This window comes from Halioglobus maricola, assembly GCF_009388985.1.
Lineage (GTDB): Bacteria > Pseudomonadota > Gammaproteobacteria > Pseudomonadales > Halieaceae > Halioglobus > Halioglobus maricola.
The window spans coordinates 2,608,519-2,634,018 of the sequence record NZ_CP036422.1; the positions used below are offsets into that span (position 1 = coordinate 2,608,519).

Here is a 25,500-nt window from a genome sequence, read left to right on the forward strand (position 1 = left end):
ATCCTTACACTGTATAGTTTGTAGCAGATCCTGAAATACACAAGTTATCGACAACGAGATTTACCATGACCGACTACGATGCCATCGTTATTGGCGCAGGCAACGCCGGGCTCACAGCCGCGACGGCCCTCCAACTCGGGGGCGCCCGCACCCTGCTTCTGGAACGGCACAATATTCCCGGCGGTTGTGCGACTTCCTTCGTGCGTGGCAACTTTGAGTTTGAGGTAGCCTTGCACCAGTTGAGCGGAATGGGCACTGAGGAACAGCCCTTCGTACTGCGGCAACTCTTTGATCGCCTGGGCGTCATGGACCGAATTGAGGTGGTGATAGAACACGAACTCTACCGGACGATTCTGCCTGGCGAGTTTGACATCACCTTGCCCGCCGATTGGGTTTCTCTGCAAGACACACTCACCCAGGCGTACCCATCAGAAGAAACCAATATCCAGCGCTTTATGACGCTGTGTGAGACTCTTACGCTTGAAACCTTTATGTCACTGCCTCGTGCGCTTCGCGCAGAGAACGCCGAACTGCTGGATAACACCTGTGCAAACTATAAAGAGTATGGCCTGCGCCCTACGCGCGATGTTCTGGACGAGTTTTTTGACGACCCTGACCTGAAATCGATCATAGCCTCCTACTGGTGTTACCTGGGAATGCCACCAAGCGTGCTGCCGTTCTCCGATATGGCCATGCTTCTCTACGCCTACGCAGCGTTCAAACCGACCCACGTGAAGGGCGGATCGCAGGCGATATCCAGCGCAATGCTCGAGTCATTTCTTGAAGCCGGCGGGCAAGTACAGTTCAACACAGGCGCAGCAAAGATCGTAACCAGCAATGGACAGGCAGCCGGCGTAACCACTGAGCATGGAGAGACATACAGCTGCGAGGCGGTTGTATCAAACGCCAGCGCACTGCACACCTTTAATGAACTGCTGGACACCGGGCCGCCGGCTCAGGCCTCAGACGACTTCAAAACCCGACGCATCGGCCCTTCGGCATTCGTTCTGTACCTCGGGCTGGACTGCTCGCCAGAAGACCTCGGTATCGACTGCGCGACCAATTTCATGATCAGCCACCGGGATGAAGACTTTGCCTTCGCTGCTACTCGCAATATTGAGCCTGCCGGTGCCTTAATGCTGACGTGCTATAACCTCACGGACGCAAGTTTTGCGCCTCCCGGAAAAACCGTCATCTCACTGTTGTGCCTGCAATATGGCGAACCCTGGGAAAAACTTGCAGCCGCCGAATACAACAGCGCCAAGTACGAGATGTCCAATCACCTGATCGATGCTGCGGAAAAAACGTTCCCCGGCATTCGCGAGCACATTGAAGAGGTGGAAGCCGCATCACCTCTCACCATGATGCGCTATCTCAATACACCGGGTGGTGCAATCTATGGATTCGACCAGAATGCTCAGGACTCGGGCATGTTCCGCCAACGCCTGGATGCGGTCGACGGCTTATATCTGGCGGGTAGTTGGTCTGATATGGGTGGTTTTCAACCTACCTATATGGCAGGAGAGAGCACCGCCAAAGCTGTGCTGAAGCGCCTCGCTGAAACCCATCAAAAGCAGGAGCAAACAGCCAATGCCTGACCAGAATACGCAAGTAAAAAAGGCCTCAGTACTCTCCGGAGTCAGAGGCTACCAGGAGGTCGTTGATCACCAGGCTGAACTGGCAAAAACCGGGACCGACTACCTCGAGCAAAGAGGTGCTGTAGCCAATACTGTCGGACGCTTGCACCCAAAGCGGATCAAACTTGTGGTAGACGAAATCCGTGAAGATACTCCAAGTACTGGCACGCTTCGACTAGTTACTGAAGATGGCGGCACCCTCCCCCCCTTTCAGGCAGGCCAGTACATCAACCTGTTCGTCAGCATCAACAATGTAGAAACCGCCCGGCCTTATGCGATTTCATCGTCACCACAGTCTCTGGAATACTACGACCTGACAGTCAAAAGAGTGGATCCAGGCTTTGTGAGTCACCACCTTCTCGACCAAATCGAAGTGGGAGAGCGTCTGCTCAGCACCGGCCCTATGGGAACCTTCTATCACAACCCGCTCTTTCATGGTGAGCAGTTGGTATTTCTCGCAGGCGGCTCCGGCATCGCGCCGGCCATCAGTATGATTCGGGATATCGCAGAGCGCGCACTGCCCTATCGCTTCCACCTCATCTACAGCTCAAGCTACGAGGTTGACGTAATTTTCGAACGTGAACTCAAGCTGCTGGAGGAAGCGCACGATTTCCTCACCATCGATTGGGTAATAACCCGTCCCAGTAATGGCTACAACGGACACACTGGCCGTCTCTCTGCCGATTTCCTCGAAAAGCAAATAGGTTCTCTGGAAAGTAAAACCTACTACATCTGCGGCCCCACGCCGTTCAACGAGTGGTGCGAGCAACAGCTAGCTGAACTGGAGATTAAGCCCCGCCGTATCCGCGTTGAGTGCAATGGCCCGCCCTCCCATCCTGAGCAGTTGCAGGAGTGGCCTACAGATCTCCCCGCCACAAAGGAAGTTACAGTGACCATTCAGGGCAAAGGCAGCTTCAAGGCGCTCTCGGGTGAGCCATTGTTAAACAGCATGGAGCGCAATGGCTACGGTGCCGAGAATGCCTGCCGTTCGGGGGAATGCAGTCTCTGCCGGGTCAAGGTAGTAAGCGGCTCTGTGCTGAACCCCAAGGAGGCTCGTCTGCGCGCGAGTGATGCCCAGTATGGCTGGTGCCATTCCTGTGTAGCATTCCCCACGGAAGATATTGAAATCATCGTCTAGACCACAACACTTACATTACTGCTATCAGGAATCAACATGTCTGACCCACGACTAACACTATGGCACAAGGCGGTTATCGAGAATGATAGCGAGCTGTTACGCGACCTTCTCGACGAGAATGTGTCCTTTCATTCCCCTACGGTTTGGCAACCGAAGGAAGGTCGTGACATCACGCACTTCATTCTCTCCATGGTTAATGACATTTTTCAGGACTTCACCTACCATCGCCAGTGGATCGACGGCAACAATATGGCACTGGAGTTTTCCGCTGCAGTGAAAGGGAAGCAGATCAAAGGCATCGACCTTATCCGCTGGAATCAAGCAGACAAGATAGTCCACTTCGAAGTTATGATGAGGCCCATCAACGGGCTACAACTCATGCTTGACGAAATGACCATGCGTCTGGAAAAAGGTGGCTTTCTCAAGTCATAACTCTCATGAGCGCTAGAAAAAAAGGCGGCGGTAGCTACCACCATGGTGAACTGAGAAGCTCGCTTGTTGCAGCGGCAGATACAATCTTGCAGCGAGATGGTGCCGATGCTCTTTCGCTAAGAGCAATAGCCGCCGAGGCCGGGGTTTCTCACATGGCCCCCTACTCTCACTTCAAAAACAAAAAAGAGCTAATAGAGGTTGTCACGGAGACGGGCTTCGAGCGACTGGCCACCGCCATGACCAAGGCAGCCCAGGCCTCTGCCGCGGACAAAGACCTGGTACTCACCTACGGCGTCGCTTACCTCGAGTTTGCTATCGGCAACCCACAACTCTATAGACTGATGCTCGGGCAAATCGAATCCCGCGGTAGAAAGAAATCGTCCGCCCAGCCCCCGCCGCTAGACACCGACGAGATCAGCCCGAGCATAAAGCGGCCCTTCCAACTTCTGTGTGCAGCATTTTCGACAAGTTCCGGCGATGAGAAGCAGATAACGAACAAGGCCCTCGGTGCCTGGGCATTGGTACACGGTTTAGCTGCATTGATTATCGAAGGTCGAGTTAGCTTACCTGAAGACCAAACACTGAGAGATTTTCTCCTGCAGGTGACACCGCAGCGCTGATCAAGCGATTTCAGACGACTATTCGCCCTTCATCGTGATCTGTCCATTCACAATCTAGAATGCCAGGCGCATGCATACCTCGCCCTCATCGATCTCGCCGGTCTCGATGAAGCCCAGCTTGCGATAGAACTGCGCAGGGCCCTGCTCGTGTGGGATATAACTCAGCGAAAGTTCACTAGCACCAGGACGAGATTTCACATAATCGATAATGCACTCTATGGCGGCTCTGCCATAACCAAATTTCTGAAACTGCGGAGCGATCATAAACCGCCACAGGTAATAGTTTTGATTCTGTTCGTCATCTTCCAGCATAGCAAAGCCGACCGGGGCCTTACCGACATAAACCGCGCGATACCACGCAATATCACTGAAAAGCGCTTGAGCAAGTGAATAAGCATTTGGCGCTACAAACGTACTCTGTGGATATTGCATCAGCTCGCTGAGCAAGCACACCCCGTTAACGGTCGTAGAGTCGATCTCGCGCAAGGTCACCGCTTCATATGGCCCAAAGTGGCCATCGAGCTGCGTTTCGAGCTCATCCATCGCCTGGCCATACTGGGAATTCAGCGCGGGAACGTCCTCGAGGCCTTTACGGATGATGTACAGCCCTGTCTGCCACCAATGGGTCTCATGTGCATCCGGATCGAGCACCTCACGCAGCAGGGTTCGTTCCCCGAACTCGATTCTGTACTTGTGCTGGGCTGGGTAAAGCGAACTGAGCGCAGCCACCGCCTGGACAAATTGCTCCAGGCCCGCCTCCAGCTCATCGCTGAAGCTCGCCGAGCGAACCTCGCGGATCAATTCCTGGTTGCTCATATGGGAGATCCTGTTACGAGGGCACGCCTGAGGCGTCCGCACCGCTGACAACATATTTGTCGTAAAACGCAGCAAAATTATCATACGTAAAAGCACGGGCTTTCCTGCTCACTTCCGCTTGCCCTCCCAATGCGTCAAACGCGTGGTAGCAGCCCTCATACTCTTCGTAGGCGACATCAACCTGCTCGCTCCTCAAGGCGTCAACATACGCGGCAGTTTCCCAGTAAAAAGGCTCCAGCGTGCCTACAAAGGTTATCGTGGGCGGAAAGCCGCGGTAGTCGCTGTTCCGCGCCGGTGCCGCATACGCCGGAATTTCTTCCCCACTGCGCTTCAAACCCGCGAGATACGCACCCCACCCGAGTTTGTTCATGCGCGTATCCCAGACAGGCGTGTGAATCTCACGTGCTGGATCGTCCGGCTGAGTGTCATCGATCATCGGGTAGATAGGCATCTGGAAAGCAATATCAACGTCCTGGGTGTCGCGAGCCTTCAGCGTAACCGCCGCGGCCAGCCCACCACCTGCACTATGCCCAGCAACGATAAACCTCGTGGCTGCTATGCCAAGTTCCGCGGCATGGTCTCTTGCCCAGAGCAATGTGTCGTAGCAGTCATCAAACCCGGCGGGGAACGGTTTGGTAAACGACTTTCGATAGTCGGGCGCGATGACGACACAGGGCCGGGTCTTGATGAATTTTTCGATCATTTCGACTGATTGTTCAGGGTTCCCCATGATGTAGCCACCGCCGTGGCAGTAGAGCAACGCCGGCAATTCGCCGGATACATTCTCAGGGCGGTATATCACCAGGCGAAGGGTCGCGGTTCCGTCGCTGCTGCGGATAGTCCGCTCTTCGAGATGGACTCCCTCAATGACCTTTGCCTGACGAAAGCGCTCGACGACATAGTTAAGAAGTTTCACCACCCGAGGAAACCTCAAAATCTTTGGCATGAAATTGAGAATGCCGTACAGAGAGCGCAGATCCTCGCGCAGCATATCTTTGGTAACTTTCATCTAAATCTTAGTGAACCTCATAGTCTTGATCCCCAAACCCTGAAACATCCGATGCACCAATAGTAATGTAGATCGATCGTGTTGCTACAGCTAAAACTTCAAACGCCCGGCCAAGCATGCGCTCGTGCCGTGTTTGTACCCTGCGGGCGTCGCAATGAATCGACCTTGTGGTATTGTTCAGGCCTTTAATGAGCACCTTCACAACTCGGAATTTGATTGATGGGAAAGTTCAGTTTACAGGCACTTCTTGCCGACCGCGGTCTCACCCCGGAGGAAAGACGCGAGGTACTGGAAGACCTGTTCGTTTTCGGCAAGAAAAACCGCAATCCCTACCTGGTGAGAATGAGCATCCTCCTCGTTCTTTCAACCATGATAGCAACGGCGGGACTATTGTCAGACTCGGCGGCTGTGGTTATCGGTGCGATGCTTGTCGCGCCCCTGATGAACCCGGTAATGGCTGCCGCCGGTGCGGTCGTCATGGGATGGCCCGGGCGTTTTTATGGTGCGCTATGGCTGGTAACGGCCATGGGGCTGGGGGCCCTGCTGCTGTCCTCGCTGATCACTGGCCTGTCACCCGATCTGGTCTTTCTACCCGAGCAGGTGCTGGCGCGCACCCGCCCGACCTTCTATGACCTTCTGATCGCCCTGGCAGCAGGCTCTGCAGGCGCCTACACCATCACCCGCAAACAAACCAGCGCAATCCCCGGCGTGGCTGTTGCTGTCGCCCTACTGCCCCCCCTCGCTTCCGCGGGCATCCTACTGACGAGTGGAGAGTATGAGCTGGCGACACGGGCCGTTGTGCTGTTTTTAACCAATCTAATCGCCATGGTGCTTGCAGGTGCGCTCACTTTCATGGCGGTGGGCGTATCACCGGCGACCACGCGCAAGAAGACAGCCGCTTTCGTGCGCAGCCAATTATCACTATTCCTGGTTTTGACCATAGCGGTGTCCATCCCGCTTTGGTTCTACAGCGAGAAAATTCTCTTTAACGCACGCTATCGCGCTGCGAAATCCGAGGTCTTGCAAAACTGGCTACAGGCGAGTGATCTGGAACTGGTCGATATCGAGCTGCTAACCGAGCGAAAAACCATCTACCTTGCACTGGAAGGGCCCTCTCCCCCTGTCACGCTTGGCGAACTGCATCAACAGCTATCTGAAACACGATCAGACTGGGCGGTACACAACTTCAAAATCCATTACACATGGACCCAAAAAGTGACTGGTGTATGGCCGCAGGTTGGAAACTCGATCAGCAGCATAGCAAAGCAAGCCGAGAGTAGCCTGGACAAACTGGCGGGTGTTAACTGGGTCTGGCAATCCACTCAATACAATGCGGAATCTGCAGCAACGGCTTCGGATGGAGAACACTACAGCCTGGTATTCGCCGACACAGGCAAATTCAAACTTACGGCGGCATGCGGGCAATGGACAGGCAAGTACAGCTTCGGCGGGCGCTCTCTGGACATTGAAATGAACAGAAACTGGTTCTCCGGATGCCGCGACGACAATGTACTCAAAATTTTCCTCGATGACCTGGATCGCGCGCGTGCGGCGTACATCGACAAGAACAACTTGCAGATCACGCTCGCAGGCAGCGAGGGAATCATGTATTTCAAGCAGCAATAGCGTTTTGTGGAGATAGCGTGCCTGGTGTTGCTTGATGCGCTCTATGTCGAGTAGTTCAGTCGTTTGGACAATCCTCCAAACCGGAAGTCCGGTTCTCTAGTTTCGAATAAATTCGTTCGCATACCATTCGAGCATTTTAATTTTGTCCTCGAATGAACTGTCCGGCTGGCCCGCAAAGGGATCCCTGAAACCGATAACCACGTCGGTGACGCCAATACTTTCGAGGCGCTCTATGCCTTCACGGGTAAAGGCATCCTGACCGGTAGCCCAGAATCTGAAGGGGGTATCGCTGCAGCCATACTCTTCGCGCAGCTCGCGTATACGCTTGATATACGCTTCCAGCTCATCCGTCTGCGCACCGGCACAGGCCCAGCCGTCTCCTACTCTGGCCGCGCGTTTTAGAGCAGCCTCTGAATGGCCGCCAATGTAGATCGGCGTTGGGTTGGCCGGAGCCGGGCTCATCTTGCTCTCTGGCAGACTATGACAAGCACCTTCGAATCCAAAGTACTCTCCCGTCTCCAGACCTCGCAGAATCGCCACTTGCTCATCCAGGCGCTTGCCGCGCTTCTCCCAGGGCACACCGGCGACGGCAAAATCCTCCGGCCATGGGCTGAGACCTATCCCAAGATCAAGGCGCCCCCCGCTAAATGCCTGGATACTCTGTACTTGCTTGGCCACAATGGCCGCTTGCCGAATGGCAAGCTTATAGACGTAAGTGCAGAAACGGATGTTCTTAGTCACCGCCGCCATATGGGTTACGGCGATCAGGGCTTCCATGAACGGCTGGTTCTCCAGAAAATCCCGACCACCATCCTTGGTATAGGGGTACTTGGTGTCAGAGGCTTTTGGATAACAAATGCTATCCGGCACCGCGATACTGTCGTAGCCTGCTGCCTCCGCCTTTTGTGCCATTGGTGCGTAGTGAGATGGCTCGCACATTCCAATGTTCAGACTAAATTTCATTCTGGCTTTTCCTTTTCTACCGGGACGCGTAAGTGGCGACAACAATGTCGTCCACCCGTTGACTTTTCAAGCCACTAAAAGTCAATGAGCTCACTCGGCCCCTATAGGGTCTAAGCCTGAATACCCCGTATAAACACTGCGCTAGCCAGTTGCACTGTTTTACTGTCGTAATGAGGGAGCGTGTTCTCGGAAGCCTTACTGGACAATAACCCCGTCTGTAACTGATGAAATATCAACGACATTCGCCGGATATCAAGATCACGGATCTCCCCTCTCTCAATGCCCTGCTTCAGTGTTCGCCTTACCCGATCCCGCCAGCGCCGGTTTTGGCGGACGATCTGGGGCAAGTAAGGCGCCAGCAGCGTATCGTCCTCACGAGCGAACAGCGATAACACCGGATTGCGTTCCATGAAATCAAAGGAAGTGATGAAAAGGCTATTGAGCTCTTCCAGCGTCGTTTCTTCCGAACCGGAGGCCTTGTATTCGACAAACGTCGTCCACTGCTTCAGCGTGTCTTCCACCACGGCATTAAACAAGCCGGATTTGCTGTCAAAGAAGTGGTACACGAGCCCCTTAGAAACCTCAGCTCGCCGCGCAACTTCATCCATCGTGGTTTTCTTGTAGCCCAGCTCTGCAAAACAGCCCCCTGCCTTGCCCAAAACGGCAATACGCCGCCTGGCAGAACCCTGCTTACGGCGAATTTCATAATCAGAATGTTCACGCATACATCGACACTCAAGCAAACGTCATTGACCCTAGCTATCTATTATAGTCAATAGTGTCCTACTATCCTTCAATCAACACCAGTTACCGATAAAGAGAGTTCACAGGATGGCCACTTCAACCAACGTTACATCAGCCGACGATCTTGACCCTGTTGAGGCGGAGAACCTGGCAGGAATCAGTGCCTGGGTATTAGCTAAGCTCGGCGGCGAGGTGCAGGGAATGAGACGCCTGGAACGGTGGCGCCCTCAATGGAAGGTCAACTACACCGTCGACGGTGAGAATCGGGCCGTACTGGTGAGGGGCGACAGGCCCAACTCCGGCAAACACGACCTCAGGTTCGAGATGGATGTAATGGCCGTGCTAGAGTCCAATGGCATTCGTGTTCCACACATCTATGGCTGGATGGAAACCCCGAAAGCTTTCGTTATGGAGTGGATAGACACAGAGGACCGCGCGCCAGGAATGCTGCATACAGCGATCGAAAACCCGACAACAATGGATGATGAGCGTTGGCAGGCAATGCTGAGCTATATGGATCATCTGGCCAAGGTTCATGCCGTTCCAGTCAGTGAGTTTGCCAAGGTCAAAAAGCTCAGCAGCCCTCCCGAAACTGCTGCAGACATCGCCCTTAGAGCAACTGAAGAAATGTATCTGGCGGGTGTCTATACCAACAACAACGAACCCACCTTCGAATTTCTTCAGTCATGGCTGAGACGCAACGTGCCCTCACACCGCACCCGTGCGAGCTTCATCGCGGGCGACGCGGGACAGTTCATGTCCGCAGGCACGGAAGTACTCGCGCTGCTCGACTTTGAAATTGCCAATATTGGCGATACACACTGGGATCTTGCCTGTTTCCGGGGCAGACATCCTTACGAAAACATGGGTGACATTCCCGCACTTTACCGTCGCTATGCTGAGGTCACCGGTGAAGAGGTCGACCTTCCGGTGGTTGGCTACTACACCGTCGCTTTTCTCCAACTGGCAGGCATAGCCTCAAAGTTCTTTGGTGATCCAAAAGCGGTCGGCGGCAACTGGATTGAAGGCCTGCTTGAATACGCAAGCATCACGCGGCGCGCCTATGAGGCCATTGCTGAGTTGCAGGGCATCACCCTGGACTATGACCTGAAGCTACCAGAACCGACAAGCAACGACCGGGAAGAATCCGCACTCAAAAAGCTCTTGGTGGATATTGAGCGACTCCCCACCTCCAAAACATTCGAGCCCTGGGAACGCGACTTGCTGCATGCTATTCCGGAATTCTTGCTCAATAACTCTCGCTATCGGAATTGGTTTGAGAGAGAGACAATCGCCGATATCAATGCCCTCACGGGGGGCAAACATGAAAACCTACAGAGCGCCGATGCCGCAGCAACAGCGCTCATTTCGGCCAATGATCCAGCCAACGACGAAGCCATTGTGCGGCTTATGCACCACCGCGCGCTGCGCTTATCCATGATCATCGCAAACAGTAACCCCAATGACACAAATCCACTTTTCCACAAGCTTGATCCCATCCTCGCAGTGGCAGCTGATTAGCGACAACACCGAACTCGAATTTTTCATCGTTTTGGATATCTCGTGCGGTACACTGTGGGGCGTGTACTTTATCTTTGGAAAGAGCTACCAATGCGACGTTTCAAGCCCCTGGCCGTTAGGTTCAATGCTCTGGTTTTATTGCTTGCGGCTTCTTTTCCGGCGTTCGCCCTTGCCGATGCTACGCCCATACTGGGCCCGATAAACAGCGACCCCCTAACCCAGCGCGGCATCAGCCCGCGCATTCTCGATGTCGCCATTGTTCCCATGTCTCAGGGGCTCGGCTGGAAGAGCAAGGCCGTATACCGCCAGACTCTCCCTGACGGCTCCTCTGGCACGGAACGATTCCGGGTGATATTTGATCCAGATACTGACTACGGTCGCGACCTATATATAGAGCTGGAATCTGAGCCATTGCGATCGGCGCGAAGCTATCGGCGAATTCTTGAAGTGACTCTGGGCGCAGACCAATGGCTGAGAACAGGCGATCGCCTTCACGATGCGGCCAGCATCAAACTAGTCTCCTCCGATAATGGGCAGGAAATTATCGAGTTTCGCTACGCGACACAAAGTCTCCCTACCAGCCTCAAATGGCTGACAAAACTGGCTGGGCGAGTCTATGTACTCGATGGCCGTCTGGACCGCATAGAATTGACAGCCAGCGGAGAGATGCAACGGGAAGGGATCACTCACCAGGACCTCACAATGAAGGTCTATTTCGGCGAAGTACAGTCACCGGGTGGCCACGTAATATCAGCCATACGTGAAACTTTTCGCGCTCGCCTGGGCCGGCAGTGGGTAGATGTTGATTCCTGGGTGCGGATGCTCGAATACTCTGGCACAGATCTTGGGGATATCGCCTGGGACACCAGCAACCTGCCCATACCGGATAAAACCGAAGAGGGCCCACTCCCCGCGCCAGATGAAGCCGTGGCAGCGCTTAACAAGGATACGATGGGAAGCCTTCCTGTTATCGGCGATATGCTAAACGACGATGTAGCAGCCGAAGATACCATTCGCCTGAACCTGCAGCGCACCCTGCCCATCTGGGCAGATGACGTACGCAAGCTAGGGTTCGAGTTACCAAAGACCTACGGATTGGGGCTGGCGGGCTACTATCAGCGCCAGGATATCGACCTGCAGGGTTTCAAAGTACAGGGCATTGACATCACTAATGATCTACCGCTGATTGACCCCTTCGGATCCGATGTGGAAAACGAGGCCGTCACCGGCCAACTGCGCGCAGACGTCTGGGTGCTGCCGTTCCTGAACGTAAGCCTGCTACTGGGCGAACTCGAAACAGAATCCGATGTGACCCTGCGCTTTACGCCTGGGTTCCGCAACCTGGTCGGTTTGGGTGGAGGTGTCGAACTTCCGGAATTCTATAGCTTCGAAAGCAATACCAGCGGCAGTACCGTGGGGCTTGGTTTGTTGACCGGCTTTCAGTACGAACAGCTCGTAATGTCTCTCGGGGTCAATTATGTCGAGACTACAACCAACGAAACAAACTCTGACATAACATCGATACTCTGGCTGGGCATGGTGGGCTATGACTTCGGTGCGATCGGCCTACAAGCGCTCGCGGGCGTGCAATACCTGGATATCGAGCAGACGCTGGAAGGAAGCTTACCCCTTGAAGGCGGTCAAGCGTTAAACTTCTCACTCGACCTGGGTATCGATGAAACCACCTTCCTGGTTGGCTTCAACAAGGACATTGGCAGCAACTGGACTTTGTCCGCATTCCTGGGCGCCAACAGTACCAAGTCTTCCCTAACCGGCAACTTTGGCTATCGCTGGTAAGGCGCGAAGGCCTCGACTTTGAGATGTAGAAATGCGAGCTGACCCCAACCGACTTATCTTCCTGCTGGCCCTGTTCGTTCTCGCAGGCTGCAGTAGCATCGCGCGAAACCCCCTACCGGAAGAGCAACATCTACAGGCATCTGTTCTCGGGCGCAATGACCTGCGCTTCTGGGGCGACGAGCTGGACGCTGATCGCCTCTCCTGGTTAACGAAGGAGAGTGATGTGAGCAAGGAATTCCCCGGGATCATCAACCGCCAGCACGATTACCTTGTGCTCTCTGGCGGCGGTGCTAACGGCTCGTATGGTGCGGGCTTACTCGTGGGTTGGACCGACGCCGGATCGAGGCCAGAATTTACCATTGTGACAGGCATTAGCATCGGGGCTTTGACAGCACCCTTCGCTTTCCTCGGCAGCGACTATGATCCGGTGCTGACCGAGATCTATACCACGCTGGACAGCAGCAGTATCTTCGAGTTTCGCAGTGTCTTTCGCGTACTCGGGCAGGATTCACTTGCCAACACTGCCCCCATGCAGCGCACACTCGAAACCTACGTAGACGATGACGTCATAGAGGCGCTGGCACGCGAGTATCATCGAGGCCGACGACTACAGATAGGCACTACCAATCTTGACGCGGGGCGATCAGTAGTCTGGGACGTGACTCGTATTGCAGCCACTGGCCATCCTGAGGCCAAGAGTCTTATTCACCAGGTCCTTATGGCCTCAGCTGCTCTACCGGGTCTGTTCCCTCCAGTGTATATCGACGTCGAAGCACCCGATGGAAGCCGCTACGATGAAATGCATGTAGATGGTGGCACCACCGCCCAGATGTTCTTCTATCCCAACAATGTGGATTGGGGCCAAGTCACTGAGCGCCTGAATGTCCAGGGCACACCCACCATTTATGTGATCCGTAATTCCAGGGTACGTCCCGACTATAAGACCGTCCCGCCCAGGATGAGTGCTATCGGTGGCCGAACGATCAACTCCCTCATACGCACCCAGGGTATTGGCGACTACTACAGAATTCTTGCTCTGGCCGAACGGGATGGGCTTGATCTCGAGATTAGCTGGATTCCCAGGAGCGCTGCCTCTGATGTGGAAACAGATGAGCCATTCGATCCAGAAATGATGCGAGCGCTTTATCACTTTGGCTATAAACGGATGATCGAAGGGAGCGCGTGGAAAAATCCACGAGAGACCGGTGGCGTTCTGGAGCGCTCAAACTAGTTTCATCCCTATCTGCTACCAGTCTCTGCCTAGCGGAGCAGAAATCACTCGCTGTCGTTGTACTAGCTTGTCTAGGTTTTCCAGGGCGATTTCACTACGGGCTTGTCCTCGTTGGCTCCTCGACGCTTCACCTGTAAACCCATAAGGAAGTTTCGCAAAACCTGATCCTTGCACTCACGATAGTTCCGATGCCCGGGTCGTCTCAGGAAAGAGCTCAGCTCGTGGGCGGACAGCGCAAAATCGGCCAGCGCCATGGTCGCGATGATATCTTCCGATTTCATATTCAAGGCTATTTTTAACTTCATCAAGATGAGGTTATTGCTGAGCTGATTCTCGGGTTTGGGTTGCGGCCCATCTCTCTTGCCGCGTTTTTCGATAATAAGGCCGTTGAGAAACGTGGCCAGCATCCGGTCATTACATTCCTCAAACGCGGGATCAACATCCTTCAGGGTCCAGGCGATGATATGGCCCCGCTTCACATCTCGGCCCGCATTGGCAAAAATCTTGATCATTTTTGCGTCGTTAAAGCCAAAGATATAACGGAGGCGGCGTAATACATCATTGTTGGTCATTGTGGCTGCCTTTCAGAATCGGTAAGTAACCGGCTTTGTAATCGGGAAATTGTAGTTTGTATCCGGTGGCATTGAGTAGCTTATTGATGCAGCGCTTGTGGCCAGTCGCGCCGCTTTTGGCCGCTACATCAGGTACACACCCCATTCTCGCAGCGAGCCAGCTTTCAACCTCATGCGCAGCGGCTGGATCGTTATCCACACCGTTATAAACCGGAAGCACCTCGTCACCCTCCCCGGCCATCTGCATCAAATGTGCAAGAAAGCCGACGCAGTCATCGCGATGGATTCGATTGGTGTACCGCACAGGCTCGGCGGGCGCAATTTCACCTCGAGCAATCCTCGCCATTAGCCGGCTGCCCTCACCTCCATATATGCCGCCAAAACGTACTACCGTTGCCTCGTGTTGCGATGCCAGCAGACAGCGCTCTGCCTCAGCGATGGCTACTGCCCTTTCATCCATCGTGGAAAGTTCGGAGGACTCATCAACCCACCCACCTTCTTTCTCCGCGTAGACGCGTGTGCTGGACACCATGATCAGGCGCTTCGGACGGTGCTCTCCCAGACCCTGCAAAAGATTATATGCTGCGTCGGTAAAGCCTCGTTGATAGCCCGAGATATCCCGTGTGCCTGGCGTGAATGTCGCTACAACGAAGTCCGGTTGTAGGCTCTCTGCGAACTGGAGGCTTCCTGGCACAGTGTAATCAGCAGCAAACTGCGATATTTGTGCTCCGGGATCTGGGTGTCGTCTACAGGCGCTTATATCCCAGGTATCGCTGTAAAGCAGCCGGGCCAAGCGTGAACCCAGGTCGCCGAAGCCTACGATAAGGAGTGAGTTAGTATTGGCCAAAAGAATCTCAGATAGTGGAATGGAAGCTTTAACAGTGCTCAAGGCTACCACACAGAACGCCCTGTCATCGGCAAAATCCCGTCACTAATTAGAGTCAATGTTCCTTGTTCTGCGCCTCGGCAAGGGCTGCTCGCTGTTAACGGGGACCTGCAAGCAAGTCGTTACAGCGCGGTAAAGATGGCGGGAGTAGTACCTGGCGAAGCAGGTAAAACTGGGTAGGCGAATTCAGGCTCAGACCTCGGAGGGAACCAGAATCGCAAAGGCCCAACCCTGCTGCACCTGCCGTGACAGCACAGACGTTAAACGCGCCAGCCACGAGTTCAATTCCCACTCATCGAGATTGTCGAATTGAGGCCCTATCACAATAGCTTCAGCTGCTTGGGCCTTGCCACCGACGATAAATCGGGTCTGTGACCGCTTCTGCAGGTTCTTGACCCAGAAAGACCGATCTCCCCGTGCGGTGCTGATCAATCTGTAGCGACCCAGGCGGAGGCTCCAGAGTGGCGTACTTCGTTGCTGTCCACTCTTGAATCCAACCGTTTCAAGCACCACCAGGCTGGCTGGTGCACAGCTGGGCGATCCAATACCACGGCGAACCAGTGGCTCCACAACCGTGTTTATACTGCGGAACATGCTTTGCTCAAGCCGTTTGCTTCTTTCGTTCATAGGGATTCTCTTCTTGGATGTCTGTACTACGAGCAACCGGATAAGACGGATCATAAAAGGGACCGCCACTGTCTCCTCAGAGTCGCATTATTCCCAGGCCTAATCTATAGTTATCGTATACAGCCGGAAAGGGATATAGACATTAAACTAGTCCACTTGGTGTATAGCAGCACAACCTCCCCTCCTCTATGTCGCTCAGACATGGATCAATTGCTCAGTCATGCTCGAAAACGTAATGAGGCGCTCGGGATCACAGGCATGTTGCTCTACGCTGAAGGCGACTTTTTCCAGGTCATTGAGGGCCACCCCGATACAGTAGAAGAACTCTTCAAAAAAATAAGCGCAGACGAACGTCATGGCAAGGTGACAGTCATTATCCGTGAACCTATAGCACAGCGCTCATTCGCTGACTGGACCATGGGGTATGCGGATCTCTCCGCAGAAGAGGCTGAATCTGCCATCGGAGTGAATGATTTTTTCAGCAAGGGCAACTCACTCGGTGATCTCACTGAAGGGCGCGCAAAGAAACTCTTGAGCGCCTTCAAGCAGGGCCGTTGGCGAAGTCAGATACACGGCAAGAAAAGCCCATCAGCAACGCCAGCCAGGCGCGAATCAACAAGCAAGCCCGACGCACCTGCGTTTTCATATGCGTTCCAACCCATAGTGAATGCTTCAACCGGCAACATTTTCTCATATGAAGCATTGGTACGTGGCCCAAACAACGAACCGGCCGGAGAAGTACTTGGAAAGCTCACGGGGTCAGATCAATACAAATTCGATGAGCACAGCCGCACTTTGGCTATCGAGATGGCTGCGAAACTGGGTATTGATACCAGGTTAAACCTCAACATGATGCCGCGATCTATAGAATTTTCTTCAACAGCTCTCACCTCTGTCGTTGAAACAGCGAAAGAAGTGGGTATCGAGCCAAATCGAATCGTGCTCGAAATTCTCGAGAATGAGATCATCAACAACGTTGATCGCTTCCGCGAAGAGGTCGAGTCATACCGAATTCACGGAATTAACTTTGCGATCGATGATTTCGGCGCTGGCTACGCTGGCCTTAACCTGCTGGCCGACTTCCAACCTGACATCATCAAGCTGGACATGGCTCTCGTAAGAGGCATTGAAAGCAACGGACCTCGCCAGGCCATAGTGCGCGGCCTAACCCGAACCTGCATGGATCTCGGCATCGATATCATCGCGGAAGGCATTGAAACACAAGACGAATTCCTGTGGCTCAGAAACGAGGGTGTTGAACTATTTCAGGGGCTTCTTCTGGCTGGGCCAGCATTCGAGCAGCTAGCGGTATCCTTCAGCCTTCCCGAGCAATGACCTGGAAGCGGTAAAATCCTCCCTGACCAAGGATCTTTGATTTATTTCTTCCATTCCGGAAGGTCGCGAATCATCTTGATATCGCTGATCATCGCCAGCGCCTGCCATTCCTCCAACGGGAAGTGAATACCGCCTTCTTCTTCCCCATACTTCTCAACCAGTTCACTCTCTATCTTCTGGTTAAAATCAAAGGCACCTATCCCGCGCATACCCCACCCACCGAAGAGACGAGCATCGATGATGCTGTATCCAATGATACAAAGCTCCGAGTGCCTTTCATCTTTGCATATACGCTGAAAAGCAGCGTTAACGTCTTCAAAATTACCTTCAATAACCTGTAGAAAATGTGTTCTGCTGGCAAGCAAAACACCGGTGAGACCCGCGATTTCATTATTATTTTCACTGACACTGGTGATGCTGCGCACGATCCCCCAGTTCAGAGTTTCCACGCTACGGCTTTTGTATATTAGTCTATACATATCAGTTATCCGACTCCAAGCTACCGACTAGTCTCGGACACTGGTAGATTAGTTGCAATAACAAAATATAAAATGGCATATGTTCCACGAATTTTACAGGAGGAAAGAATGATTAAAATCTATGGCGTACATGGGTCGCCATTCGTGCGGAAAGTACTTATTGCCCTCGACTACAAGGGCATACCCTATGAAATCATCCCGCAGATGCCTTTTTCCGGCGACAAGGAATACCTCAAGATTAACCCACTGGGTAAGATCCCCACACTGGTGGATGGTGAGCTGACGCTAGGGGATTCCAAGGTGATCTGCCGCTATATCGAAAGTGCCTATCCAGAGCCGGCTTTGTACCCTACCGGCACTGCAGACAAGGCCATGGCAGACTGGTTCGAAGATCTATGCGGTGGAGCTGTAGCGGAGATGGCCGCTGGTATTTTTTTCCAACGCTTCATGCGGCCCTTCGCATTCAAACAAGAGCCTGACGAGGAACTGGTTGCCAAAATTATCGAAAAACGTCTACCTCCGATGCTCGACTACCTGGAGGGCAAGCTTCCTGAAAAGGGCTTCCTGTTCGGCAACTTCACCATGGCAGACCTGAGCATCGTCAGCCCCTTTATCAATGCCTCCTATGCAGGCTACGAAGTAGACCCCTCTCGCTGGCCGCGCATGGCGGGCCTGATCACAGCTGTGCGGGAAGTATCCGAAGTGAAATCTGTCCTCGAAAAAGAAGCCAAGGCGTTGGGACTAGGATAGCGAAGTTCCCGCTCGTAGCAGACCGAAGCGCGGCGACTAGTTGACCACGGTCTGCATTTGCTGGCCCAGGGATGCCAGTTCTAGCTGGCCGTTGGATATTTTAAAATGTGTTACGGAAGCATTGTCGGGATAGAAGCAGACCGTTTCCGAGCGATCGGTCAACTTGCCGACGATGGCATTGATGGCAAGAAAATGGCTAAAAATGACCGTAGTGTTGGGTAGCAAGGCAAGCTCTTGGTGTAGCGCATCTCTCCAGGCGATTAAGTAGTCTGGTTGATCACTCCACTCCCCCGCCATAAATGCACCAAGCCAGGCCTTGCGCTCTGTCAACGCTACGCGAGCGGGAATTTCGCGATAGGTATCGTCGACAACCACAGGCTTATCCATCAGTTCAGCCAAAGCCTGTGCCGTTTCCCGGGCGCGCAGCAGTGGGCTGCTAAGCAGGCTCACATTATCCGGAAGTAGCGTCAACAAATCTGTAGCTGTGTCTCTGGCCTGCTCCCTGCCCAGCTCGCTAAGCCCAGGGTCGGAAGACTTGCCCCAATCCGTCGCTGCCTCTCCATGCCGAACTAGATAGATATCCATGCCACTGCCATTCTCTTACCCGGGGAAAGAACACATTCTATAACGAATGCCAGCGACCCCTAAATCGCACCTTGTCCTCTATTCTTTGCAATTTGACACAGGTAGTGCCACATCTTATGCTCGCGACCTGAACATGATTTCCGGAAAACTGTTTCATGAAGAAGATCATTGTAGTACTTGTTAGTTTGGCCGTGTTGACTGTCATCGCTTATAGCCAGCGAGCCAGCATCGCAACGATCCTGCTGGAGAAAGGCCTTGAGACGGCCATGGGCGCCGACAAAATCGCGGACCTGGAGGATGGCCTACACCTGGCATTGTGTGGCGCCGGCGGCCCTCTGCCTGCCCCCAACGCCTCTGGGCCCTGTGTTGCAGTGATTGCCGGCAAGCAGCTTTTCGTGGTGGACGCGGGCACCGACAGTCCTCGCAACCTCGGCCGAATGGGATACCAACAAGGTTTCGTACAAGCCGTGTTCCTCACCCACTTTCACTCAGATCACATCGATGGGCTCGGTGAATTGAGCACGCTGCGCTGGGCTGGCGGCGATGTCAGCGCCCCTTTGCCTGTCTATGGACCGAACGGTGTCGAGCAAATCGTCGACGGCTTCAACGCCGCTTATGCACAAGATTTTACTTATCGACACGAGCATCACGGCGACACAGTCGCGCCAATGAGCGCTGCGGGCATGCAAGCCATGCCCTTTGACAAACCCGCCATGGGTGAGCTGGCATTGGTATATGAAGGCGAAGGCGTCAAGGTAGAAGCCTTGGCAGTCGACCACTCCCCGGTAGAACCCGCTGTGGGATATCTCTTCACCTACAAGGGGCGCTCAATACTGATTTCTGGCGATACGACCAAGCAGGCCAATATCGAACATTTCGCTCAAGGTGTTGATCTGCTGGTCCACGAGGCTCTGGCCCCCAATCTAGTCAACATGATGAATGACGCCGCGACCAAGCAAGGCAACAAAATCATCGCCAAAATCACCTACGACATTCTGGACTACCACGCGAGCCCGGTGGAAGCGGCAGAGACGGCACGAGACGCGGGTGTTGGACATTTGCTGTACTACCACATCGTGCCGCCGCTGATTATTCCAGGGCAGACAGCACTGTTTCTGAATGGCGCAGAAGATATTTTCCCGAACTACACCGTCGGTCAAGATGGCGTCAGCTTCACCCTCCCCGCCAATAGCGATGAGATCAAACTGACCCAAAAAGGTTTGTAGACAGCATGAGTGAATCACTGCTGTTCAAGCTGGAAGGCCCCGTCGCGATCATCTCTGTCAATGACGCGCCTCGCAATCGCATGACCCTGGACTTCATTGACGAACTGGAAACCCTGGTAAACGATATCGCCAACGACGACGGCATACGCGCAGTGGTTATCACTGCGGAAGGGCTGGAAAACTTCTCAGTCGGTATGAACCTTAAACAGCTTCCTGAAGGTATCCAGCGGGCGGGCGATCCCGAGACGTTCTTCGACCAGCGCCTGCGACTGATTGCGGCTATCGAGAACATGGGTAAGCCCTGGATCGCCACCCTCTTCGGCTATTGTCTGGGAGCCGGCCTGGAACTACCTCTGGGCTGCCACTTCCGCCTGGCAGCGGAAGAAGGCGCGCAAATTGGCCTGCCGGAAATGGACCTGGGCACAGTGCCTGCCTGGGGCGGCAGCGCTCGCCTGAGCAAATGCGTCGGGCGTAATCACGCTCTGGACCTGATTTTGCGCGGGAAAAAAATCTCCGGGCCGGAAGCCTTGCGCATCGGTCTCGTACATGAGGTTTGGCCACTGCAAGAGCTTAAGCAGCGTGCCATAGATCTGGCGCAAGAACTGGCGGCGCAACCTGCCGCAGCGGTAAAAGGTGTAATGGACGTGGTGATTGGCAGTGAAGATCGCGATCTGGCGGACTTGCTCAAAGCCGAACGGGCAGCCGTAATGGGCACCTTCGGCACGCCCGACCAGCAGGAGGGCATGCTCGCCTTTCTGGAAAAACGTAAACCTGTCTTTAATCAGGGCTAGCGCTTACCTTTGCTCTAACTGGCGTTGGATTTCACGGGCAAACAGCCACAGTCGATCCTGCCCCCAGAGCGCCAGAAGCTGCTCGCCCTGTTCGTCCAATAAGCGCAAACTGGGCACGCCCCAGAGGCCTGCGTCATACATAGCCAGACGATTTACCTCTACGACCTCCTCCCAACCCGGCTGACCGAGATGTTCTTGCGCCTCGGACCAGCTGAGCCCCGCAGCTTCCACAACTTTGCGCAGGCCTCGATCGTTGTTCGTGTTGATACCCTGCGCAAACGCCGCACTGAGGAAACTAGACAGGAGCTCATTACCCTTGCCCTGCTCGCAGGCCCAGGGATAAAGGGAATAGCAGCGCCGCACTGGGTCGCCAATCGGATCGTAAAAATTGCCGTAGGGCACACCAGCCTCTTCCGCCTCCCGCACGGTATCCGAGAAAATATACAGGCCTTTTTCCCGCGTGGCAGGCACGCCGCGCATCACCATGGGCAACACGGGACGCACCGATAGCGTTACGCCAGAATCATTGGCTAGCTTCACTGCGCGATCAAACACAATCGCACTGTATGGGCTGCGTAATGAAGGATAGATTTCGAGCGTGAGACTACCGTTGTCTTTTAGCGGCCCTGCTTTCGCATCAGGACGAGGCACCAGTAGCTCCCCACCAGGCTCGCGATCGGCACCTAGTTGCGCAAGACGCTTTTCCAGATGGTAGAGACGATCGACGCCCCAGTACCATTCGCCGCTGTAGTAAAACATCGCTCCCGAATAGTGTTTTAGCTCGGTACGCCGGGCAGTACCTGCGTCCAGGCACGCTTCACGTTCGTTGTCGCTGGCACGGCCCAGGCTATCGGCCAGGCTTTGAAGCCGCGCCGTATCGCCGGACCAGAGCGCGTCGCCAACATAGGCTGCGCACTCGATGAAGCCCTCGGCCTCTTGTGCTGCCAACACTGATGTCGCCAAATCCACCTGGCTCTGATCCAAAGGCTGGGGGTGCTCGGGAAACTGCAGGCCATATTCTGGCCCCACATGAAAGGCGTCATAGCGCGACAGCTGTAGCAGCAGCTCAGGCTCGGCTGAGTTTTTGCCCAGGGGCCCACGCACCAGGTGGCACACAAGTTCAATATCGTAGCGCTGGCACAACTGCTGGAGTATCTGCGCGGTCAGGTGGCTATAACCATCGTCCGTCTGATGGAAGTACTCCACCACATGCCCCTCGCCCGCCTTGACTCGAGCACGCTCCACTTTCTGCCGCTGTTTTTGAACGCGCCGGGAATTGCAGATCCGCCCGACGACGCGCGAACTCATCCAGCGCACGAAAGGACTGGGGTCCATGGAGGCAAGCCCTCCCTGATCCTTGAATTGCTCCGCCATAAGTTACGTCTCCGGGTTACTCAGCCATGACCCAATGAAATCGGTAGGCCAGAATAATTACTGACAGTAGAAGTGCCATATCATCACCCAAAGCGCCCGGACTCTTCAAGGGGTAGCGTAGCTTTCACAGTAGGGCCCGGTGGACTCCCACACGCCACCCGCGAAATTACAGACAATATCGCCCACGTCCATCAGGAAATAGTGCTTGCTGTCCTGCTCTACGACACAGCGGCCGCTAGCGCTTCCGCCTTGTTGCACCAGCGCGCTTTGCCCACCGCCGTGCACAATACGAGGATTGTTTACCCCTGCTATGGTAGCGCAGGTTTCGAGGGCGTCGCTCTCATTCCACCCCTCCGCCAGGGGATAGTCGATGACCGTGAGCGCACCGGCATCAAAGCCGTTCTCGTACACACAACTGAGTATGTCATCGTCTCCAGGGCAATCGGGGTGACAACTGCTGCTCTCTGGACAAAGGCTGGTTAATTCACACGCAGCTTCATCCACCGCACAACTCCCGTCACGACAGGCGGTTGGGGTATCGTCGGGGCAGCCGACTAGTGAGAGTTCAACTTCAAGCTCCAGCATACCTGCGCTATGTTCAGCGCCATTGAGCGGAAACGCTATCGCCGCTTCACCCTCTCCGTAAACAAAGTCTCCATCCACAGGAATGGGCGGAAAGACATTCACGCTCTGGAGCATGAAAAACAATTGAAACTGGCCTTCCAGGAGTGCCTCCCGATAGTACGTTGTCGCGGGAATCTCCATCACAAAGGGCGTGGTTTCGTCGAAAATGGGGGCACCCTCGTCAGCGAAAAAGACCTGGTTATAATCGGTGCCCCCTGCCGGGGGGCCAATAGGCGGATACCAGTTGGGTCCGGACTCATAGAGAAAACCCAACAACTGATAGGGCTGCTCAACCGGCAGCGGCCCAGGCAGCGTCACTGTCACACGCAAGGTATCCGCCTGGCTTGTCAGGTCTTGCTCACAATGAGCCACGCTGCGGTAAAAATCGTGACATGGCTGCCCGTTCAACTCACAGGGGGCTGACGGCTCATCACTGCGAACACAGCGCACCTCGGCGAGGCTGCAGGCGTGATTGTATCCTGCAGCGCCGGTGGCAAAAGTGATATATGAAATCCAATTGTCGGGCTTGTCATTCGCCGGGTCCGCCGCCAGGGTTTCGTAAGGGTGCCTGCCAAAGGGATCTATCCGATCACATGCACCCTTAAGTCCTTCCTTCCAATAGCAACCCTGAAGCCCCGGGCCACCGTACTCGCCTTCAGCAGCTGTGCTTGCACAGGCCGGCGTAATGCCGTCGCTGGTACCCGCGCCGGGCGCACCTACCCGGCACTCTCCCCCTGCCTCAACTGCAGGATTTCCGACAAGAATACTCTGAAGCTCTGCAAACCTTGGCAGTCGCCAGTCGCTATAGCCCCCAGCTTCCAACTGCTGGCAATATTCGTAGGCTTCAGCAGGGATGATGCCAAGAAACTCTGGGTTATCGCTCCCTTTACCGTACAGCTGCCAGTGAAGGCCTGTGACCTCGTCCAGCCATACCTCGCTCTCCTGAGGAACGGGCTCGGGCGCTACAGGAGTGGCTCTGTCACTCGTATCGGAGCAGGCAACGCATAACGAAACGGACAATGTTAAGACAGCGAGTGATCTGAAGGTCATCATTTCTCTGATTATAAGTATTTTTATTCAGCTCTCTCAGCGTACGCCTGGCAAGTCTGTGAGGCAAATCGGCCGCCGGTTAAAATTCCAGAATTGCCCATTCCGGTTTGCCCCCGGCAAGCTATAGTGTAACCAAGCCCTTAAACCCTATTCCGTAAAAGAAACGAGGAACACGTCATGGCACTGCCCGAACCCTTCAACCACCAGGACTTTCTGCTCACCCTGGACACCAGCAAATTGCCTCTCATCGAGAATGCACTCCCGGGCGTTCACATCTGGCCGCTGTTTCTGGATGCCGAGAACGGACTGTGGGTGATTCGGGCCAAATTCGAGCCTGGCATCGTCCTGCCGAAACACTTTCACACCGGCACCGTTCATTTCTATACCACCGCGGGTAGCTGGCACTACCTCGAGTACCCGGACCAGCCTCAAACTGCCGGTTGCTACCTGTATGAGCCCGGTGGCTCGATACACACTTTCGCCACTGACGCCGAAGGTGAAGGCGCCGACGGATTTATGATCATCAACGGCTGCAACGTCAATTTCGACGATGAAGGTAATTTCCTGAACATCATGGATGCCGGCTGGATTGAGATGATGGTGTTGGAAGCGGCCAAGGCCCAGGGCATACCTTCACCGCGTTACATCCGCCCCGGGGGCAATGCAAAATTCACGAGTGAGTAACCAGAGCCTAGCGCGACAGAGGACAGTTATCCATGAATAGGCCAGGCCTTCGGTTGCTGGCCGCTCCGGCTATCGCTAACAAGCCGCCACAAAGTCGTTGGGAGAGATCGATTTGAAGTTGATCGCAGCTATTTTTCTCGTGTTGCTGGCAGGTGCTATATACCTGTCTCAGCTGGAACCCGGAAACTCTGGCCCCTGGCAACCACAGCATTCGCTCACACCGGAGGCGAAGTTTGAAGGCAGAACCCTTCGGGTTAAAAATGTGCGCGATTTTCGCTATGCGGGCAATGGAGAAATCCTCGAGAAAAACTATCGCTCTCTTGCATATGACCTGAATAAACTGGAGCGCATGTGGTTCGGGCTCTCACATTTCGGCCCGAGCGGGCTGGCTCACTCCTTTCTCAGCTTTGAGTTTAGCGACGGACAGAATCTGGCCCTGTCAGTAGAAGCCAGGCTGACCCCTGAGCAGAACTATAGCCCGGTACTGGGACTATTCAGGCAGTACACCAAGATCTACGTACTCAGCACGGAATCTGATGTCATCGGTCTCAGAAGCCACTATCGCAAAGAAAAAGTATTGCTGTATCCGGTGATAGCCAAACACAAAGATGAGCCGGAAATAGCGCTACGGTGGTTACTGGAGGATGCGAACGAGGCCAGACTAGAGCCACAGTTTTACAATACCGTTCTGGATAACTGCCTCACCAGCCTGTTGCAGCACTCAGCAAGATTTGCAGAAATCAGCTGGCACGACGCGCGTATACTGCTGCCAGGTCGAACAGATCGTTTAACTTACGCCTTTGGTATGACGCCCGATACTGTGCCCTTCGATCAGGCCCGGGCGATGGCGACGATACACGCCGACTACACCACAGCAGAATCTGCCGATTTTTCGGAAGTTATACGCTGCGGCTGGCACGATTTAATGCCCCAGCACATTGCCGCGTGCCCCTGACGCTGGCTTCGGCCAGCAGTAGTGCTCA

25 protein-coding genes are annotated in these 25,500 nt (G+C 54.4%); 14 read left to right on the forward strand and 11 right to left on the reverse strand.

Annotation, left to right across the window (positions count from 1 at the left end; all coding sequences use genetic code 11):
• Positions 1-65: 65 nt before the first annotated feature.
• The 4 genes from EY643_RS11820 to EY643_RS11835 are packed head-to-tail and all read left to right on the forward strand — an operon-like array spanning position 66 to position 3,827.
• Positions 66-1,598 carry a phytoene desaturase family protein gene (locus tag EY643_RS11820; RefSeq protein ID WP_152662395.1) on the forward strand — a complete coding sequence of 511 codons (1,533 nt, stop codon included), beginning with the start codon at positions 66-68 and terminating at the stop codon, positions 1,596-1,598.
• Positions 1,591-2,775, forward strand: a complete 1,185-nt coding sequence (locus EY643_RS11825) for an FAD-binding oxidoreductase (RefSeq protein WP_152662396.1) — start codon at positions 1,591-1,593, stop codon at positions 2,773-2,775. Before EY643_RS11820 ends, EY643_RS11825 begins: the two co-directional genes overlap by 8 nt.
• A gap of 36 nt (positions 2,776-2,811) precedes the next feature.
• Positions 2,812-3,207, forward strand: coding sequence for a nuclear transport factor 2-like protein (locus tag EY643_RS11830; protein ID WP_152662397.1), 396 nt, complete (start codon positions 2,812-2,814; stop codon positions 3,205-3,207).
• A 5-nt stretch (positions 3,208-3,212) separates the two neighbouring features.
• Positions 3,213-3,827, forward strand: coding sequence for a TetR/AcrR family transcriptional regulator (locus tag EY643_RS11835; protein WP_152662398.1), 615 nt, complete (start codon positions 3,213-3,215; stop codon positions 3,825-3,827).
• A 54-nt stretch (positions 3,828-3,881) separates the two neighbouring features.
• Here the strand turns inward: EY643_RS11835 and EY643_RS19710 are convergent, their stop codons facing one another.
• Positions 3,882-4,643 (reverse strand): GNAT family N-acetyltransferase, encoded by a 762-nt coding sequence (locus EY643_RS19710; protein WP_205743050.1) that lies wholly within the window; start codon positions 4,641-4,643, stop codon positions 3,882-3,884.
• Positions 4,644-4,656: 13 nt separating this feature from the next.
• Positions 4,657-5,652, reverse strand: a complete 996-nt coding sequence (locus tag EY643_RS11845) for an alpha/beta hydrolase (RefSeq protein ID WP_205743051.1) — start codon at positions 5,650-5,652, stop codon at positions 4,657-4,659.
• A gap of 219 nt (positions 5,653-5,871) precedes the next feature.
• Between EY643_RS11845 and EY643_RS11850 the strand changes: the two genes are divergently transcribed.
• On the forward strand, positions 5,872-7,278 hold the full coding sequence (locus EY643_RS11850; protein WP_152662399.1) for a TIGR00341 family protein: 1,407 nt from the start codon (positions 5,872-5,874) through the stop codon (positions 7,276-7,278).
• A 96-nt stretch (positions 7,279-7,374) separates the two neighbouring features.
• On the opposite strand, the gene EY643_RS11855 is transcribed toward EY643_RS11850, so the two are convergent.
• A complete protein-coding gene (locus tag EY643_RS11855) occupies positions 7,375-8,241 on the reverse strand; it encodes a TIGR03619 family F420-dependent LLM class oxidoreductase (RefSeq protein WP_170287376.1) in 867 nt (288 codons plus the stop codon).
• A gap of 110 nt (positions 8,242-8,351) precedes the next feature.
• Complete coding sequence (locus tag EY643_RS11860) at positions 8,352-8,966, reverse strand: TetR/AcrR family transcriptional regulator (protein ID WP_152662400.1); 615 nt, start codon at positions 8,964-8,966, stop codon at positions 8,352-8,354.
• Between the two features lie 106 nt (positions 8,967-9,072).
• Between EY643_RS11860 and EY643_RS11865 the strand changes: the two genes are divergently transcribed.
• From EY643_RS11865 to EY643_RS11875, 3 genes are all read left to right on the forward strand, one after another.
• Entirely contained in the window at positions 9,073-10,506 is a 1,434-nt protein-coding gene (locus tag EY643_RS11865; protein ID WP_152662401.1) for a phosphotransferase, read from the forward strand.
• A gap of 90 nt (positions 10,507-10,596) precedes the next feature.
• Complete coding sequence (locus EY643_RS11870) at positions 10,597-12,303, forward strand: hypothetical protein (protein ID WP_152662402.1); 1,707 nt, start codon at positions 10,597-10,599, stop codon at positions 12,301-12,303.
• 31 nt (positions 12,304-12,334) lie between these two features.
• A complete protein-coding gene (locus tag EY643_RS11875; protein ID WP_152662403.1) occupies positions 12,335-13,534 on the forward strand; it encodes a patatin-like phospholipase family protein in 1,200 nt (399 codons plus the stop codon).
• Between the two features lie 71 nt (positions 13,535-13,605).
• On the opposite strand, the gene EY643_RS11880 is transcribed toward EY643_RS11875, so the two are convergent.
• The 3 genes from EY643_RS11880 to EY643_RS11890 all read right to left on the reverse strand — a co-directional run bounded on the left by EY643_RS11880 (position 13,606) and on the right by EY643_RS11890 (position 15,619).
• Positions 13,606-14,106 carry a YehS family protein gene (locus tag EY643_RS11880; protein WP_152662404.1) on the reverse strand — a complete coding sequence of 167 codons (501 nt, stop codon included), beginning with the start codon at positions 14,104-14,106 and terminating at the stop codon, positions 13,606-13,608.
• Positions 14,093-15,004 carry an NAD(P)H-binding protein gene (locus tag EY643_RS11885; protein WP_152662405.1) on the reverse strand — a complete coding sequence of 304 codons (912 nt, stop codon included), beginning with the start codon at positions 15,002-15,004 and terminating at the stop codon, positions 14,093-14,095. The genes EY643_RS11880 and EY643_RS11885 overlap by 14 nt, the downstream gene beginning before the upstream one ends.
• A 180-nt stretch (positions 15,005-15,184) precedes the next feature.
• Positions 15,185-15,619 (reverse strand): nitroreductase/quinone reductase family protein, encoded by a 435-nt coding sequence (locus EY643_RS11890; protein ID WP_170287378.1) that lies wholly within the window; start codon positions 15,617-15,619, stop codon positions 15,185-15,187.
• A 201-nt stretch (positions 15,620-15,820) separates the two neighbouring features.
• Here EY643_RS11890 and EY643_RS11895 point away from each other — a divergent pair, with 201 nt between their 5' ends.
• Positions 15,821-16,954 carry a diguanylate phosphodiesterase gene (locus tag EY643_RS11895; RefSeq protein ID WP_240732684.1) on the forward strand — a complete coding sequence of 378 codons (1,134 nt, stop codon included), beginning with the start codon at positions 15,821-15,823 and terminating at the stop codon, positions 16,952-16,954.
• 41 nt (positions 16,955-16,995) lie between these two features.
• Here EY643_RS11895 and EY643_RS11900 read toward each other — a convergent pair whose 3' ends face one another.
• Positions 16,996-17,403, reverse strand: a complete 408-nt coding sequence (locus EY643_RS11900; protein WP_240732685.1) for a BLUF domain-containing protein — start codon at positions 17,401-17,403, stop codon at positions 16,996-16,998.
• Between the two features lie 138 nt (positions 17,404-17,541).
• On the opposite strand from EY643_RS11900, the gene EY643_RS11905 reads away from it, so the two are divergent.
• Positions 17,542-18,183 (forward strand): glutathione S-transferase family protein, encoded by a 642-nt coding sequence (locus tag EY643_RS11905; RefSeq protein WP_152662409.1) that lies wholly within the window; start codon positions 17,542-17,544, stop codon positions 18,181-18,183.
• A gap of 36 nt (positions 18,184-18,219) precedes the next feature.
• Here EY643_RS11905 and EY643_RS11910 read toward each other — a convergent pair whose 3' ends face one another.
• Positions 18,220-18,768 (reverse strand): histidine phosphatase family protein, encoded by a 549-nt coding sequence (locus tag EY643_RS11910; RefSeq protein WP_152662410.1) that lies wholly within the window; start codon positions 18,766-18,768, stop codon positions 18,220-18,222.
• 155 nt (positions 18,769-18,923) lie between these two features.
• Between EY643_RS11910 and EY643_RS11915 the strand changes: the two genes are divergently transcribed.
• Complete coding sequence (locus tag EY643_RS11915; RefSeq protein ID WP_152662411.1) at positions 18,924-19,994, forward strand: MBL fold metallo-hydrolase; 1,071 nt, start codon at positions 18,924-18,926, stop codon at positions 19,992-19,994.
• Between the two features lie 5 nt (positions 19,995-19,999).
• Positions 20,000-20,785, forward strand: a complete 786-nt coding sequence (locus EY643_RS11920; RefSeq protein WP_152662412.1) for an enoyl-CoA hydratase/isomerase family protein — start codon at positions 20,000-20,002, stop codon at positions 20,783-20,785.
• Between the two features lie 3 nt (positions 20,786-20,788).
• Here EY643_RS11920 and EY643_RS11925 read toward each other — a convergent pair whose 3' ends face one another.
• Entirely contained in the window at positions 20,789-22,159 is a 1,371-nt protein-coding gene (locus EY643_RS11925; protein WP_153239451.1) for a DsbA family protein, read from the reverse strand.
• Between the two features lie 105 nt (positions 22,160-22,264).
• Positions 22,265-23,803 carry an Lcl domain-containing protein gene (locus EY643_RS11930; protein ID WP_170287380.1) on the reverse strand — a complete coding sequence of 513 codons (1,539 nt, stop codon included), beginning with the start codon at positions 23,801-23,803 and terminating at the stop codon, positions 22,265-22,267.
• Positions 23,804-24,010: 207 nt separating this feature from the next.
• On the opposite strand from EY643_RS11930, the gene EY643_RS11935 reads away from it, so the two are divergent.
• Positions 24,011-24,517: a 2,4'-dihydroxyacetophenone dioxygenase family protein gene (locus tag EY643_RS11935; RefSeq protein ID WP_153239453.1), complete on the forward strand. Its 507-nt coding sequence runs from the start codon at positions 24,011-24,013 to the stop codon at positions 24,515-24,517.
• A 112-nt stretch (positions 24,518-24,629) separates the two neighbouring features.
• On the forward strand, positions 24,630-25,472 hold the full coding sequence (locus EY643_RS11940) for a lipoprotein N-acyltransferase Lnb domain-containing protein (RefSeq protein WP_153239454.1): 843 nt from the start codon (positions 24,630-24,632) through the stop codon (positions 25,470-25,472).
• Positions 25,473-25,500: the final 28 nt, after the last annotated feature.